The organism is Wolbachia endosymbiont (group B) of Camptogramma bilineatum (assembly GCF_947251825.1).
Classification (GTDB): Bacteria; Pseudomonadota; Alphaproteobacteria; order Rickettsiales; family Anaplasmataceae; genus Wolbachia.
Window position 1 is genome coordinate 342180 of record NZ_OX366391.1, and the last position, 15473, is coordinate 357652.

At 33.6% G+C, this 15473-nt stretch carries 12 protein-coding genes and 6 pseudogenes; 9 read left to right on the plus strand and 9 right to left on the minus strand.

From position 1 onward, the window contains the following. The first annotated feature begins 10 nt into the window (after positions 1-10). From ispG to OPR44_RS01820, 3 genes and pseudogenes are all read left to right on the plus strand, one after another. Entirely contained in the window at positions 11-1291 is a 1281-nt protein-coding gene (gene ispG / locus OPR44_RS01810) for a flavodoxin-dependent (E)-4-hydroxy-3-methylbut-2-enyl-diphosphate synthase (protein ID WP_265015151.1), read from the plus strand. A gap of 176 nt (positions 1292-1467) precedes the next feature. Next, on the plus strand, positions 1468-2742 hold the full coding sequence (locus OPR44_RS01815) for an ankyrin repeat domain-containing protein (protein WP_319606850.1): 1275 nt from the start codon (positions 1468-1470) through the stop codon (positions 2740-2742). Between the two features lie 111 nt (positions 2743-2853). After that, positions 2854-3201 (plus strand): annotated as a pseudogene (locus OPR44_RS01820) (hypothetical protein); the annotation flags it as partial. 19 nt (positions 3202-3220) lie between these two features. Here the strand turns inward: OPR44_RS01820 and OPR44_RS01825 are convergent. From OPR44_RS01825 to OPR44_RS01850, 6 genes and pseudogenes are all read right to left on the minus strand, one after another. After that, positions 3221-3502, minus strand: a pseudogene (locus tag OPR44_RS01825) (transposase); the annotation flags it as partial. Between the two features lie 27 nt (positions 3503-3529). Then, complete coding sequence (locus OPR44_RS01830) at positions 3530-4549, minus strand: IS110 family RNA-guided transposase (RefSeq protein ID WP_265015152.1); 1020 nt, start codon at positions 4547-4549, stop codon at positions 3530-3532. A gap of 225 nt (positions 4550-4774) precedes the next feature. Further along, positions 4775-5595, minus strand: a pseudogene (locus OPR44_RS01835) (IS256 family transposase); the annotation flags it as partial. Positions 5596-5701: 106 nt separating this feature from the next. Further along, positions 5702-5917 carry a hypothetical protein gene (locus OPR44_RS01840; RefSeq protein ID WP_265015153.1) on the minus strand — a complete coding sequence of 72 codons (216 nt, stop codon included), beginning with the start codon at positions 5915-5917 and terminating at the stop codon, positions 5702-5704. A gap of 51 nt (positions 5918-5968) precedes the next feature. After that, the gene (locus OPR44_RS01845) at positions 5969-8071 is read right to left on the minus strand and encodes a hypothetical protein (RefSeq protein WP_265015154.1); all 2103 of its coding nucleotides are present in this window, start codon (positions 8069-8071) and stop codon (positions 5969-5971) included. A 78-nt stretch (positions 8072-8149) separates the two neighbouring features. After that, complete coding sequence (locus OPR44_RS01850; RefSeq protein ID WP_265015155.1) at positions 8150-8335, minus strand: hypothetical protein; 186 nt, start codon at positions 8333-8335, stop codon at positions 8150-8152. A gap of 644 nt (positions 8336-8979) precedes the next feature. Between OPR44_RS01850 and OPR44_RS01855 the strand changes: the two are divergent. The 3 genes and pseudogenes from OPR44_RS01855 to OPR44_RS08720 all read left to right on the plus strand — a co-directional run bounded on the left by OPR44_RS01855 (position 8980) and on the right by OPR44_RS08720 (position 10277). Next, positions 8980-9807, plus strand: a pseudogene (locus OPR44_RS01855) (transposase). Positions 9808-9945: 138 nt separating this feature from the next. Then, positions 9946-10071 (plus strand): hypothetical protein, encoded by a 126-nt coding sequence (locus OPR44_RS01860; protein ID WP_255702879.1) that lies wholly within the window; start codon positions 9946-9948, stop codon positions 10069-10071. 14 nt (positions 10072-10085) lie between these two features. Next, on the plus strand, positions 10086-10277 hold the full coding sequence (locus tag OPR44_RS08720) for an ankyrin repeat domain-containing protein (protein ID WP_406829275.1): 192 nt from the start codon (positions 10086-10088) through the stop codon (positions 10275-10277). Here the strand turns inward: OPR44_RS08720 and OPR44_RS01865 are convergent. The 3 genes from OPR44_RS01865 to OPR44_RS01875 all read right to left on the minus strand — a co-directional run bounded on the left by OPR44_RS01865 (position 10261) and on the right by OPR44_RS01875 (position 12717). Continuing rightward, entirely contained in the window at positions 10261-10854 is a 594-nt protein-coding gene (locus OPR44_RS01865) for an IS5 family transposase (RefSeq protein WP_265015156.1), read from the minus strand. The two genes, OPR44_RS08720 and OPR44_RS01865, sit on opposite strands and share 17 nt — an antisense overlap. Positions 10855-11327: 473 nt before the next feature. After that, positions 11328-12335: a hypothetical protein gene (locus OPR44_RS01870; protein WP_265015157.1), complete on the minus strand. Its 1008-nt coding sequence runs from the start codon at positions 12333-12335 to the stop codon at positions 11328-11330. Then, positions 12277-12717, minus strand: coding sequence for a hypothetical protein (locus OPR44_RS01875; protein ID WP_265015158.1), 441 nt, complete (start codon positions 12715-12717; stop codon positions 12277-12279). The genes OPR44_RS01870 and OPR44_RS01875 overlap by 59 nt, the downstream gene beginning before the upstream one ends. A 237-nt stretch (positions 12718-12954) precedes the next feature. Here OPR44_RS01875 and OPR44_RS08725 point away from each other — a divergent pair. The 3 genes and pseudogenes from OPR44_RS08725 to OPR44_RS01885 form a co-directional block, all read left to right on the plus strand. Next, positions 12955-13032: pseudogene (locus OPR44_RS08725) on the plus strand (hypothetical protein); the annotation flags it as partial. 155 nt (positions 13033-13187) lie between these two features. Then, positions 13188-13735: pseudogene (locus tag OPR44_RS01880) on the plus strand (IS630 family transposase); the annotation flags it as partial. A gap of 214 nt (positions 13736-13949) precedes the next feature. Further along, positions 13950-15470 (plus strand): hypothetical protein, encoded by a 1521-nt coding sequence (locus tag OPR44_RS01885; protein WP_149168922.1) that lies wholly within the window; start codon positions 13950-13952, stop codon positions 15468-15470. The last annotated feature ends 3 nt before the right edge of the window (positions 15471-15473 follow it).

Here is a 15473-nt window from a genome sequence, read left to right on the forward strand (position 1 = left end):
GATTAATAATATGCTAGATAGAGACCTGACATTGAGTGATGATGCATATGAGTCATTGCCGGTTTCCAGGCATAAAACTCATACTGTAAAAGTTGGACAAGTGAAGATAGGTGGAAATAATCCTATAGTTGTTCAATCCATGGCACTTGGTGCACATATAGATTCTGACAACATAAAAAGCAGTGCTCAGAAATATGCAAAAGAAGTAATAGAACTAGCGCATGCAGGTTCAGAATTGGTGCGAATTGCTTTGAACTCAGAGGAAGTAGCAAAAGCAATACCTTATATAGTAGAGGAAATAAATAAAGAAGGCTTTGATGGTAAGATATTAGTAGGCTGTGGACAATATGAGCTCTACAGGCTGATTCAGGATTATCCAGACAACATTAAAATTCTGGGTAAAATTAGGATAAATCCAGGTAATATAGGCTTTGGTGATAAACGTGATGAAAAATTCGAAAAAATTATAGAGTATGCAATAACGCATGATCTTCCTGTCAGAATTGGAGTAAATTGGGGTAGTCTTGATAAGTACCTTTCACAAAAATTAATGGATGAAAACTCCTTATCTAGTAATCCAAAAACTTCTGATGTTATATTACGTAAGACGCTTGTAATGTCTGCTCTTGGTAGTGCAAAAAAAGCTAAAAAGATTGGCCTTAATGCAGAGAAAATAATCATTTCATGTAAAGTCAGTAGAGTGCAGGATTTAATTTTAGTTTATACGGCACTTGCAAAATCTTCCAATTATGCGCTGCATTTGGGTTTAACCGAAGCTGGTATGGGTAACAAAGGCGTAGTAAATACCACAGCAGGGCTTACTTATTTATTGCAAAATGGTATTGGAGACACTATCCGGGCTTCTTTAACTCAGCGCCCTGGTGAATCACGCACTAATGAGGTGGTAGTATGTCAGGAAATACTGCAGTCTATAGGTTTGCGCTACTTTAACCCTCAGGTGAGTTCATGTCCTGGTTGTGGACGCACAAGTAGCGATCGTTTTCGTATATTAACTAAGGAAGTAAATGGCTACATAAAAACTCATATGCCGGTATGGAAGAAAAAGAATCCTGGTGTAGAGTATATGAAAGTTGCTGTTATGGGATGCATAGTAAATGGTCCTGGAGAGAGCAAACATGCAAATCTGGGGATCAGCCTGCCTGGGTATGGAGAAAAACCTGTTTCAGCAGTCTACAAAGACGGCAAATATTTCAAAACTTTACAAGGTGATAATATTTTTGAAGAATTTAAGGCAATTATTAGTGATTATGTGGAGAAGAATTACACGTAACAGGTTCATGATTAATGTAAATCTAATGTTAAAAATGAGTTTTATAAGAGGGAGTTAAATTTTTCTAAAACCAGCTAATGGAAAAATTTGCTTTTCTAGATTATCGGGAATTACTTGATTTTATATCATAGATATTATATAATAAACTATATATATAAATTTATTAAAGAAACATTATGGCCATACAAAGAGACGAAGCTTTAAAAATATTAGGTTTTGAATCAAGCGATGCGCCCAGTGAACAAAAAATTAAATCAGCGTACAGAAAATTAGCTTTGAAATATCATCCTGATAAACATTCAGGTGAAAGTGAGATTGTGAAGAAACAAAATGAGGAGAAATTCAAAAAGCTAGGTACTGCATATGAATTTCTCACTGAGAAAAATATAGAAGAGGTTACAAATCTAACTGACAAAAATTTAAATCAAATTAATTCGCCTGAAGATTTGAGGTTTTACTTATATAGAGCTCTATATAATCGGGATATAGCGTTTCTTAAAAAGCTTTTTTCCAAATTCAAAAGCGGTAAAGATGGAAGATTTGGTGATTACATCAATGAAATGCATTCAGGATCTTTATTACCACTAGAAGTTGCTTTCTATAAAGCCGAAAGCTGTGGAGATTTAAGTCTCCTTGATCTGCTTTTAATAAATGGTGCTAATCCTAACATAGAAGTGCTTTGTGGCATAGTACCATTACATTGTGCTTTAGTTCTCAGAAATAGTAAGGTTGTGGAACTGTTGTTAAAGCACGATGCTAATCCTAATGTAAAGGATGAGTCATCCACAACGCCATTAATGGAAGCCTGTGGCAAGGGATATTATGAAACTGTAGAAGTACTTTTACAGTATAATGCTGATTTTGACATACAAGATAAATATGGTAATACTGCATTACATAAAGCATCTTCTAGAGGGCATTATGAAATTGTAGAACTGCTTTTAAAACATGGTGCTTATAAAGAAAGTGAAAGCCTCAATAAGGCATTACATAAAGCGGTGGAATGTCGTGAAAATTGGCATGAGAGAGAGAAGGTTGTAAAACTGCTTCTGCAATATGGTGCAGATCCTAATGCAAATAAAAAATATTACTTACCAAGAGCAATAGAGTGTGATTCATATCTTGCTACTAATAGTGTAACAGCTTTTATTAAGATATTTTGTTTACCATACGGCAGCAATAACAAAGTTAGAAAATTAATGGCCGAGTATGGTGGTGTTGATAGACAGTATATTATGCTTCAAGCAATATTTACTTGTTGTTGCTTAACAGTAGCTTCTGCTACTTTTTTTAGTATAGCTTCTCCTTGGTGTTATATACCAACAGCAATATTTGCACTTGCCGCGTGTTTTTTCATTAAAAATGCTGTACATGCTGCATTTTTTGCAAAAGAACCTTCTCCTGAGTTTACCGAAGCTATAGCTTGTCCAGAGATTAGTAAAAGGCTATAATATCTAAAGTTTTAGTGCTGGGTAAAGATGAGAAAAAAGCATCCAGCAGACCTAAGTCAAAGGGAATGGACAAGAATAGAAAGCTACCCCAGAGTATCATACAGGAAAGTAAGAAAAAAATATACTATAGTTAAAAAAATGTGATGGGGTACCAAGGAGAAAATTTAAAAAATCATATAAAGGAAGAATATGGTATGGATATTGAGATTGTCAAAAGGCCTTCATGTAGGTTCTAAGTAAACAAAGACACACCGCTTTAGCTACTACCAATGAGGGGTTTAAAGTACAGCCAAGAAGGTGTGTTGTAGAAAGGACTTTTGCTTTAGGAATAGAAGACTATCGAAAGAATAAGATTTACTCACTGAAAATTTCATATATCTGGCTATGAGTAGAGTTATGTTAAGGAGAGAAATATGCTTGAGTTTATCAATTCCCGGACAAGTTGGGAGTGTTAAATAAACTGTGTCAAATCGCATTTTTAGTTCAACTCGATTTTTAACCTACCAGGAAAAAAGATATCAAGTTGAGAGATAGTTAAAGCCCAATCATGTATAGGCATAGTCCATTTTTCTCTTACCTTTTTTATAGCACAATATACCTGTTTATACAAGGCATTTGTGCTAGTAAATGAGCCCTTGGTTTTAGTAAATTTTCTGATCTGTCTATGTAGTCCCTCAATAGGATTTGTGGTATAAATTAATTTTCTTACAGGGCCAGAATATTTTAAATAACTAGACAGATTTTCCCAATTATTCTCCCAAAACTAAAGTATATTTTTCTCCTATGATTATTGTCCAGTAGAAATTTCAAATTTTGTAAAATCTTTAAAAACCCAGTTATTTTTAAGAGTGTAGAAAATAGTTATAAGAAATTTTCTAGCAGTAGCAGTTATAGCCTTAGCAGAACCACGCTTCTTTTTTATATGTTCATAAAAGCTTTTCAAGTAAGGACTGTAACGTACAGCAATCCAAGTACATTGAACTAAAGAAGTACGAGCTATTTTTGACCCTCGTTTGGTAATTCTTCCAATTGTACATTGCTGATTAGATTGAGAAACTCTTGGTACAACTCCAAAATATGCAGTAAGTTTCTCAGGTCTACGGAAATCATTAATGTCTCCGATTGTTACAATAAAAACAGCTGCAGAAATTGGACCTATTCCCTTTATGCTGATAAGATTGCTGAACCCAGGAAGTTGTTTAGCGAAAGCTATAATTTCCTTTTTAAGCTTTTTAAGGCTTTCTCGGATAGCTTCTAAATGATAGCTAATCACTTCAATTTCAACTTTTTCTAAAGGATCCCAATTATGCTTTTGAGTAGCACGTTCAAATCCTACTTTAGTTGTAAGTACTTCTTTTTTAATTTTTATTCCATGGTAATTAAAAAGACCATGAACTTTATTGATTAAAGATACCCGTGACTTTACTAACTGATCTCTCATTTGAAGAAGAGAAGCTAACTGCTGGCATTGTTTGTTTTTGCACCTTGCCTCAGGCAACATATCTTTGCTGAGAAAGAAAGCAATAGCTCGTGCATCATGCTTATCTGTTTTGTTCACAGAGCGACGAACAACTTCAAACTGCCCAGGAGCAATTATTACTATGCGTTTAACGTAAGGTGAAACTGTATCATAAAAGAAACAGCTGTTACCTGTTGCCTCTATGGCTACTTCATCTGTTTCTTGAAGATCTTTGGTGAAATTATCCAAGTCTTTTAAGCGAAACGTTTGAATATGCTCAGGTTTCCCTTCTTGTAAGTAACAAACAGTAAAACTATTGGTATGTAAATCGACTCCAATGTGACGCATATTTTTTCCTCTTGTTCCAAACTCCTATACGAGGTCATCACATTTTGTGAGCCTCACGATGATTTTCGGTGGCAGGGGCAGTTAATCTCCCCCACGAAGTCTTCTTTCTACTCCCTAGGCAGAAAGTGCTTCAGAAAAACATCCAACCTGCCACCTATCCACTCTGAGAAGTCATTATCTTCTCTTGCTTCCAACCAAGCAATACTTATTCATACCATCTCCCTATTTTTCCTCCAGTTCAAGTAAATAATTCTCGGCTATTTCTCTACTTGATATGTTTTTTTCAAATCATTCATGAAAACTTTTGCTCGATACATATTTCAGTGAATTTCTTATCTGATGTACTATACATTTCTGCTTTAGGAAATACACTGTTTATTGCTTTAGGAAAGCTTTTTAACACATACAATCAGGATATCTTCTACTCCTTTCTCTTTTAAGTCATTTAACATCCCTAGCCAAAAGTTAGCTCCCTCACTTTCTGCTATATAAAAGCCTAAAACTTCTTTTCTGCCATTTTGCTAATATGTTATACATACATTTGCTTACACAATGCCCGTCCTCCTTGACCTTAAAAAACCATGAACACTATTGGATATACAGATTGCAGCGGACGACTGCGCCATTCGTTGATTACCAGTAACAATTTGTCAGTAATACTTGATATCTCTGCTGCAGATATTTTATATTTCTTCTACATGCGATGCTATATCCCATGCCACTGGCATATGTACTTAAAACCTTTGCTTCAAGTTCGGTTGTTTGCCTTTTTCTGACTACTTGTGGCTCGAAACTTCCTTCTCTATCTCTTGGTGTCAATAGTTCAAATACTTGTCCGTAAAGTCTTTGAATTTCTTCGGTTGTTTTCTTCGCTTTCAGCCGACAAATGGTTTTCTATCTCGCCTTCCCTCTAGCAGTTTTTTTATAAATGGTGTTAATGCTCCATCTCTTCCTGTCAATGGTTTTCCTTCTCGTATAGATGATAAGATATTTGTTTCTAATTCTTTATAGTCTACCAAACCGGTAGTTCTGTTTGCTTGACTCATTGTCAAACCTCCATTTTTTTATCAATTTATTACTTTACTTCTCGGTTTGACACAGTTTATTTAACACTCCCCAAGCTTAATAGACAAATGGTAGGCAAAAAGCTTGTTACACCACCTCCAACGTTTCCATTACCCTTTTCCTTAAGTCATAACTATATGCTACTGGCATCCTTACCTTCACTACTATAAATCCATATCTTACTCTTTTTGGACTATTATGAGAAGGGCTATAGTTCCTTCTTTCTTTATCATTTATTTTGATAGTTCCAATCCTATGTTTATCACTATAACCAACACTGCCTGGCTCTAAATTAAAAAGCATCTTCGCTCCTCTTGTTTTTACATTTTAGTATAATGCAGATAATTTGTATTATCATAATCCTGGACCATATCCCCTTGCATTTACTTTGAGTAGTTGATTTTTATTAACCCCCTCTAGAAAGCTAGATGGATTTTCTATTGTATAATCTGACTGTTTAATAGCCTTATCTAACTCTTCAAATACGCTGCTATTTCTTTTAAAATACCCATATTCTATAGCTGTTAAAACACTTTTCCCCCCTAATAGACAATTTAGCCCTAAACTTGATTTATTCTCTAATTTGTTAAATCTTACTTCATCGACAAGCCTCACCTCTATTTTATTACTATCTTTCTCATTAGGACATAGATGAATACTGATCTCTCCTACTTCAGTGGTAAAAGACATTTCAATGATATCTCCTGAGATGTCTGTATAATTTCTCCTTCCTTCTATGTTTTCAACTCTAATTATACTTTTTCCAACTTGAACTATACCAATATTTGGATTTAAATCTTTAGCTTTTTGATTATTGAATATCTTTGCAACTTCAATAGTACTATTTTGTGGGTAATCTATACAAAAATATCCATTATCTATTTCTAGTTCAAAGTCATGTTTATCAATTTGCTCACTTTTACTTATAATACTTTCAAGTGCTAACTCCTTCAGCTTTGAAAGGTTTGCTTTTCGCTGACCTAAGGTATCTTTATCTGAACAAATTACGTTTACTACATCTCCATGCTCTTCATCGCTAAATCTGTTTAAAGATGCACCTTCTGATATTATCTGAAATATTTTTTTCTTGTGTAAAAACTCATAAATTCGAGTAGTGTCAGCAGATAAATATAGCTTTGGGAATGTGTCAGCTATACGATCTATCAAGGACATATCAGATTTATATGGAAAAGTGAACATTATTCCTTGTTTTAGTGCTTCGTTTATAACTTTATCAAGTTCTTTTTCGCACTCCTCATAATCTTCTTCGCTACCAGAGTAACCTAAAATGTCCAGATAATCATGGATCTTATTTATTTTTTGCCAAATACTTTCATACTTTTCTTCTTCTCTTGTATTCGGTTTTACTTTCGCTAAAGAAAAAGAATCTTTTTGACGAATTAAAACAAAAGTATCTTTTTCTTTATGAATTATGGCTTCATCATAGAATAGTTGACTGTAACGCCTACCAAAACTTTCATCATAATCAGGGCAAGGGCTAACATTGTTGTCATCGTCACTTTCACTATCCGTTTCGTTCCATACTTCAATTGGGAAATCATTATTTTCAAGGTTTTCATCTTCACTTGTTCGGCAATTTTCTGTTTTTCCATATAGCCAGGTTGATTTCTGGTCATCGCTACTTTCATCGTCAGCTTCATTCCATACTCCAATCTCGAAATCATTATTTTTAAGGTTTTCATCTTCACTTGTTCGACAATTTTCTGTTTTCCCATATAGCCAGGTTGATTTCTGGTCATCGCTACTTTCATCGTCAGCTTCATTCCATACTCCAATCTCGAAATCATTATTTTCAAGGTTTTTATCTTCACTTGTTCGATAATTTTCTGCTTCTCTATCTGGTAAGGTTGATTCTTGGTCATTATTATCAATAATATGTTTAATTTTCACTTCAGGTACAAACTGAAGCTTTGCTATTTCTTCTATTACGTTTTCTTTGTTTATTTCATCTGCAAGAGACACTTCATTACTAATATAGAAATTTTTCTGTTTTAAACTTTCGTTTTCCTTCTGCAGTCTATTGAATTCTGCAAATAGTTCTTTATACTCTGATAAATAAATACAAAATTGATCTCTTACATCATTAAGCTCCTTCTCTTTTTCTAATATCTGATTTTCATAATCACCTTTCAAATCCTCTATACTGTTTATCAGCACTATACTTTCTTTTCTTACTCTATTTAACTCATCTTCAGTCAAAACCAGTTTTTGCTGTAACTCTTCATTTATTTTGTCTGTTAACTGAATTTCATTCTTTGCCTCTTTTAATTGATTATTTAAGTTCTTAATTATATCACTTTTGTTCTGAGTTTCTAATAATAATATTTCTATTTTCTTTTTTAGCTGTTCGATGTCTTGATCATTTTCAGTTAAATTTCTCGTCCTTCTTTGTAATTCAACTTCAAGCCTTTTAATTTTCCCTTCTAGGGTTTGCATTTCTCTGGTAAGTTCACTTACTTCTTCGTAATACTCTTCTACTCTTTTCTTATAGTGTTTTTGTAACTCTACATTTTTTTAAAGATCAAAATTTTCTTGTTGTAGATTTTCTATTTTACTTTTTAAACTATCTATTGCTTGATTTTCTTCATTGCTAATCTCAAATTCCTCTTCAGGAAAATCTTCAAATTCACAAGATGAATTGCCTTCAAGGTCGTTACTACCAAATAAATTATATTGTACTACCTGCTTTAAACTAAACATACCTATACCCCCTACTAAAATAAACAAGTAATATATTGTATGCGCTATATATCATAAATACAATCAATTTGAATATAATCTATTTACTAATTCGTATTGTGAATTTTTATAGAGTAGGTTTAGGTGTAAAATATTATAATACCATTAAAGCAGGTGAATAAAGCACTGTCTTTTTGAGAGGATAAATTTAATGAAAAGACCATACTAATTAGTGTTATAAGGAATTGAATTATTGACTCTTCTGAAATTGCAAAAAAGATCGTATATTTTTGAGAACAAGCAGCGTAAAAATAAGGTTATAAAAATAGAAGATTTAAATTATTTCAATAAGCTTAGGCAAAACAGTTCGTATGTAGATATGGATGAAATGGGCTAATATGGCTAGTTTTAGCGTATAATAAAATCACCATATAAAAAAGTTCGTATGGATTACGTGGTAGACCAATTGATTCCAAGAAAAACACTTCTCACCACCATTAGTTTTGAACACTGGAAATGGTCATATTGTTTAGGTTCTTAATAATACTTAATATTAAATTAACAGTAATCCATTTGAGAATAGCAAAAGACCTGCTGCAAAAGGTAATTGAAAAAGTGATGCGAGAGAGGTAGAAGAAGAATAAGCAGATCGAGTAAGGTAAAAAATGAGCTTTAGTTACTATAAAATGAAGAAGCACCCAAGAAACTTTCGTAATATAACAGGTTTAACTATAGAGGAGTTTGAAAAGGTGGTGGAAAAAGTGAGGTCTGAGTGGAAAAAACTTAAAAAACAGAAAAAGTGCCATGGTAGAAGATCACAACTACCAACTCTGGAAGATAAGTTATTTTGCGTAATTTTGTACTATCGCACTTACATAACACATAGATTTTTAGGGTGCCTGTTCAATATGCACAACGCAAATGTATGTAGGTTACTGAAGAAAATAGAGCCATTACTTGCCAAGAAAGTTACTATAACAAAAGATAGAAGTATGACATCAGAAAAAATACTAAAGATTCTGGCTGATGTTACAGAACAGCAAATACAGAGGCCAGAAGATAGTAAAAAACGGAAGAAGTCATATTCAGGAAAAAAAAAAGAACCAACACTATGAAAACTGAGATTGTTATCGAAGAAGATGGAAGAATTTTATCAGTCTCAAAGTCATATCGTGGTAGAATTAGTGATTTTCGCATAAGGAAACAAGGAAAATATCTACCACTCGATAGCATAAAATATGCCGATTCTGGATATCAAGGTTGGCAAAAATTGCAAAGTAATGTCATATAAAAAGTACCGTAAAAAGCCATTAACTTCAGAGCAGAAAGAGCATAATAGACGATTAGCATCATTTAGAATGAGAGTAGAAAATAAGATCCGTGAGGTAAAGATATTTAAGATTATGTCCCATGTTTACCGCAATTTTCAGAAAAAATATAACCTGAGGTTCAATATTATTGCTGGTATTGTGAATCTTAAGCACTCCTTTTAGTTAACCTTGATTTTAGTCACCCTCCTTCCCTTTTTTTATCGCTTGATTCGCAGCAGGTCTTATGCTATAGATACTCAAATTTATATAATTTAGTAACAGCTTTATAGTGTAAAGAAAGGTTAATATCATTGGGGGGTTATGCAAATATCTGAGCTTACTACAGAAACTTCAACAACTATAACAGAGGTTTCTATTGAGAACCCAAACAGCGAATTATTTGATGCTGTAAAAAAGGTAACCTTGATAGAGTTAAGGAGCTTATAGAAAGAGGAGCCAGCATTAACACTAAAGGTAGTGATGGCAATACTCCTTTACACTTAGCTGCTAAAGTTGGTAATTTGAGTGTAGTAACCTATCTTGTGGGTGAAGAAAGAGCTGATATTTATGCAAAAAATCAATACGGACAAACACCTATATCTCTTGCTGCTAAAAATAATCACTTAGAGCATGTCTTCAAACCAAAAAATTAGCTAATTTGTGAAGTATAATAGTGATCATATTAAAGAAGATATTAGTTTTTGAAGTGAGGGGAGAATGCTCATAATCCTTGTTCATACGTCTAAAATTGGAAAGCCAGGCAAATGTCCGTTCTACGATCCAACGTTTAGGAATAATCTGAAATCCTGTATCAACCAATTTCTTGGCAATTGTTAGCAAACATCCAGTTTCCAATAAACATCGATTTTGTAATTTACCTGTGTACCCTTGATCGGCAAAAAACTTTCGTAAGGTTGGGGCTTTGCATTTAGCCTGAGCAAAAAGATCTAGAGCACTATCGCGATCTTGAATACTTGCACTGTGTACTTCAGCAGCAATTACAAGACCCACAGTATCTACAATGATATAGCGTTTTCTGCCCTTTATTTTCTTTCCAGCATCGTATCCCTCTCGATCCCCTTTTTGAGTCGTTTTTACTGACTGGCTGTCTATTATTCCCACTGATGGAGTTTCATTCTTACCGATTATCTCTCTTACTTTTTTAACTAGAAAATCATGAATTTCTTGCCATATTCCACTTTTTTTTAAGCGCGAATCACAACTATACACGGTTTTCCATGGTGGAAAATCTTTAGGCAGTTGTCTTCATTGACATCCTGTTCTCATCATATAGCGGATTGCGTTAACAATTGTTCTAATACTATGTTTTCTTGCTCTGCCGGTCTTTTAAGGTTCAAAATATGGCTCTATTATCTTCCATTCTTTGTCACTTATGTCGCTTGGTACATCTTAAAATATATCTTATACCATACTTCTTAACTTCTTTCTACTCAGTTTCAAGACGGGCTCTAACAACCCCAACTTTGATTTTAGTATTTTTTCTTGTGTTGTACTCATATCTGACACTCCTTTAAAATTTGTTTATATTTTTATCTTACTTTATTACCCTGTCAGATTAAGTCTAAACTATTACATCTGCAATCTCTCCTATTTGACCTACCAACAATGAGTATTGGTATTAGCAATGGGATAAAAAACAAATAGCAAACACTGAAATTAAATAAGTACATAAGCAAAGTGCTCTAGTTCGTTTGTGTATCCCTATAACTATCAAGGGCTCTCTCTGCTTTTACATTATTTTGAATATTAGAGCTAGGTTTATCTCCTTTTTCTTTCTCATATAATGACCACCCACATAGTCCAATTACTGCAGGTACAATAAGTGCTGCTAAAAATATATATGTTTGTGTCACAAATGCTAATGCTATAATCAAAGCTGAAAGAGATGCTGATAAAGTGAAATACACAGTTGACCTGTGACGTTGAATGTTTTGTGTCTTATTTTGTACTCTGTCAGATTTTACATTTTCTCCCCTGTAACAATTTTTATCTAGCACCTTTTCATTAAATGCTCCACTAAACATTAACACAGTTTCTCCTAACGTTCTTCTAGTAAGATTTTCCTCCACTGCAATATTACCTCGTGCGGATAATGCACCATTACCAACGTATCCAACTCCCTCACCCATTATAGATTCTGCAAACTTTCCTTCTTTTGATACCCTACTTGGCGCGCTAAGATCACCATAATTAATAGCAATGCTTTTGATGCCACTGTCGCTTATCAGCTTATTTAAATCTTGAGTATTTCCAGTATTGACAAATATCCCACAAAATCCTGAGTATTTTCCACTATCTTGCTCTATTTCCTTAGCAGCTTCTATTGCTGCATTGACAAAAGCTATTTTTGCTTCTTTTTGCTCATCATTACTCAAACCACTCAAAAAAGCATTAGGTACCACAATGCTTAATCCTTCTTTATATTTGGCAGCCATTAAGGCATTCAGTTTTACTACGTTTTTAAACTTATCTTGTAGCTCAGATTTTCTGCTACCTATTAACTCTCGACTTCTAGCAAAATACTTGTAGTCTAAGGTATTTCCTTTTAACTTAGGAAAAGTAGTATAATGAACAACGCTTTCTATAGGATCATTCAGCAGCTTTCCTGAATGATCTAAATGTTGTGTTACTTCAGCCCTTATAACTATATAAGAAGATTTTTTTCTGTAGCTCTCTCCTATAATCTTCAAAACTTTTATATTTAGATGGTATTGTTACTCTTTTACCAGCCTTAAGAAGCTGAATATCATGCACTTCTTTTGCGCCAATACGATCCTTATCATATATTAAATCTATTTTTTGTTGTTTATTTTTAATCTCTTTTGCATATACTGTTTTAGTTGTGTTATCTATTACTATATCCGCATCCACTCCTTGTGTAAGCTGCACAATAGGGGCTAATTTATTATCAGTTATCATGCACTTCCCAGTGTACGGATTAGAACAACAGCCTTTTTTAGACCCTAGCCCAAACATTTCCATTAGTGGCCTTCGAATTTCATAATGCAATGAATAAGGAGTTGTGCAAAATGGAATTTCTTTTGTTTCTTCCTGAATTAGTCTAAGATTCATAACCTCCTCACTTTACACATTGTAGTATCATTAATGATAGCATTTTATAAATCAGGAGTCAAGCATTCCAAACAAATATAAGCTACATATACAAAGCACAAAGATTTTTGAAAATAGCTCTAAATAGAACTCTTGTATTGTGAATCAGATAGCTAAAATGCTGCTAGATAATGGAGAAAATGCTAACTTAAAAATCAGGATTGTGTACCATTACACCTTGCAGCTCAAAAAGGTTACAGAGAAATTGTCGAAATTCTGTTAAACAATAATGCAGATCCTGAATGGCTTTGTTGCATAGCTGTCAATAAGATGTAGAGATGGAAGGAATTTACAAGGCAAATTCGAAAAGAGGCATACCGATATCAGTAAATTTATTAAGTAATACCAATTCCCATTCCCACTATACAAAGAACGGATAGACAATAATGGAAAAAAAGCCATACTAAAGTAAGTGAAGTAGCGAGGTTTAAATGGCATTAAGATCAAAATTATTGGATGAAAAAGTGAGCAAAAGAAATGCTGAAGAAAGTAAGGAACAATGCATATGTTTCAAAAAAACTAAATGCTGTAATTGAGGCAAAAAAGCATAGTATAACGGCTGTAGCAAAAATATATTGCATTTCAAGAAGCGCACTAACTTCGTGGATAAAATTCTTAAAATTTGGCAGAGAAGAAAAACTGTTTGCTCCTCCACAACGCCGTAAAAGAACTAAATTAAATCAGGCTCAACTACAGCAAGTTGAAGCATGGATAGAAGAAAATCCTAATATTACCATTAAAGAAATGAGAATAAGAATCCAGGAAAAGTTCGGATTAAATATCAGCAAATCTACAGTACACCGCCATATACAAAAGATGAAATTTTCATATATTACACCAAGACCAGTACACAACGTACAAGATAAAAGTAAACAAGAGGAATTCAAAAAAAAATCTCAATGAAGTTATTGGCAAGTATCCAGAAAAAGAGCTATTTTTCTTTGATGAATCAAGGTTTGGCACACATTCGAAAGTTGGGCTCTGTAATATCTTTCTTCATAGGTAATCTCCTAAATTGAAAGAATTACTTGGAGTTTACCCACTTTCCAGCCTTTTTTCACTTCTTTCTAACCCATAGTTGGGGTTAATAGAATTTTTTTTGTGCCGTTAAACTTTACACAATTTTTTAGCTGTGTTTTATCTTGAACCGATAGAAAATCATAGTATATTGAGTATTTTAATCGGGTTAGGTAATGAATTACACTCTAATGCCATCACTTAAGCATAAAGCTCTTGTGGAAATAGCTATTACGTTATGGAATCAAGATGATGCCTGGGATTTAGCGTCAAAGTTTTACTTCTCATCACCAATCCTAAATGTCAGTGAAAGAAAAAGAGAATGGCAAAAGGTAGAGGATGAAGTGATAAAAAAGGTACTAAAACTTCCGCTGCCAGAATTGTTAAAAAAGGAACTATCAAGTTTTGTTGAAGCAATAGGTTGGCAGATACTCATATGGAAACAATATCATAAAAATCTTTTAGGTGGCAAAGATGCTAGAGCAAGCTTAAGCAAGCTTTGTTGGACACCACAAGGCACTATTGATAAAGAGAAAACAGCAAAGATATTAGTGCAAGATGAAAATTTAGATATTGCTAAGCGCTATAGATTAGCATGCACTTATTGTTTAGAAGATAACATTCTCACCCTATGGAAACAAATCAGTGGTAGGAAACTCTATGGAAAAGATCTTAGGAAAATAAGAATAAATGAATCACCTCTAGTATCGTTCTGGTCCCATCATATAGAAGAAGAAACAGCTCAGTTAGGCGATATAATAAGAAGATATTGTCAAGATGATAGTGTTACTCATTATGAGTATGCATTTCGACGTTCAGCAGTTAGTGGCAATGAAGCAGCAACCAGATATTTCCTACAAAAGTTAACTCCTGAAGAAAAAGATAAGGTCTTAGTAAGAACTGCAGAATATGTGGCAAAAAGACGTTGTGACTGTGTTAGTGAGTTTACAGATTTTTCCAGGGAGAATTATATTGATGTTTTGTGCTTTTTACTTTCAGAAATGGATAGAGAACAACAAATGGAAGTGTTCAAGAGCTGCTCTTATGAAGTGCTAAAGTGCTTTTTGGATTGGCCATGGCAGAGTTTTTTTATGGAAACAGCGCAGCATATGTGGGCTTTCCTTTCTGAAGAAGGTTATGATTGTTTATTGAGAGTAATCGTTAATAAGATGATAGATGGTAATAAAGATTACAATTATCAAAAGCTCTTTGGAATATTTTGGCAGCAAGGTCCTAGTACTCACACAAAACATGTAATAGATAAATGCGGATCAGGTGGGTTATTATTACTAGACTTATTTAAGGTTGAAGATGTGGAAAATATCAAACTGATCTTTCAAGATGCAACTCCCAAAGAGAAAGAAAGGCTTATTTTTTGTAGTAGGGGGCAAGATATTTGCCAAGATTTGATTTATGGTGATAGGGGGGGATTTATTGAGTTCTTCATTCGAGAATGTATATCATCAAAAAATGAAATGGTAAAATTTAGGGAGGAATTTAAAGAACGTATAACATGGTGTTGTTCAAGAGAGGAATTTACAAAGAGGAAAGATAAATGGGATAAGTTTTTTCAATTACTGGATAATCTTATTCAAGAAAATGACAAAAAGAGAGGAATAGAAGGAGAAGAAAGTAGTCCAGCAAAGAAACTTCGTAGTATAGAACTTGAGGAAGTGACACACAGTATGAAGAAATAGATA

Coding starts and splice junctions, on each gene's coding strand:
- ispG (WP_265015151.1), top strand. CDS start 11: ATGCTAGATAGAGACCTGACATTGAGTGATGATGCATATGAGTCATTG.
- OPR44_RS01815 (WP_319606850.1), top strand. CDS start 1,468: ATGGCCATACAAAGAGACGAAGCTTTAAAAATATTAGGTTTTGAATCA.
- OPR44_RS01830 (WP_265015152.1), bottom strand. CDS start 4,549: ATGCGTCACATTGGAGTCGATTTACATACCAATAGTTTTACTGTTTGT.
- OPR44_RS01840 (WP_265015153.1), bottom strand. CDS start 5,917: ATGCTTTTTAATTTAGAGCCAGGCAGTGTTGGTTATAGTGATAAACAT.
- OPR44_RS01845 (WP_265015154.1), bottom strand. CDS start 8,071: ATGCAAACCCTAGAAGGGAAAATTAAAAGGCTTGAAGTTGAATTACAA.
- OPR44_RS01850 (WP_265015155.1), bottom strand. CDS start 8,335: ATGTTTAGTTTAAAGCAGGTAGTACAATATAATTTATTTGGTAGTAAC.
- OPR44_RS01860 (WP_255702879.1), top strand. CDS start 9,946: ATGCAAATATCTGAGCTTACTACAGAAACTTCAACAACTATAACAGAG.
- OPR44_RS01875 (WP_265015158.1), bottom strand. CDS start 12,717: ATGAATCTTAGACTAATTCAGGAAGAAACAAAAGAAATTCCATTTTGC.
- OPR44_RS01885 (WP_149168922.1), top strand. CDS start 13,950: ATGAATTACACTCTAATGCCATCACTTAAGCATAAAGCTCTTGTGGAA.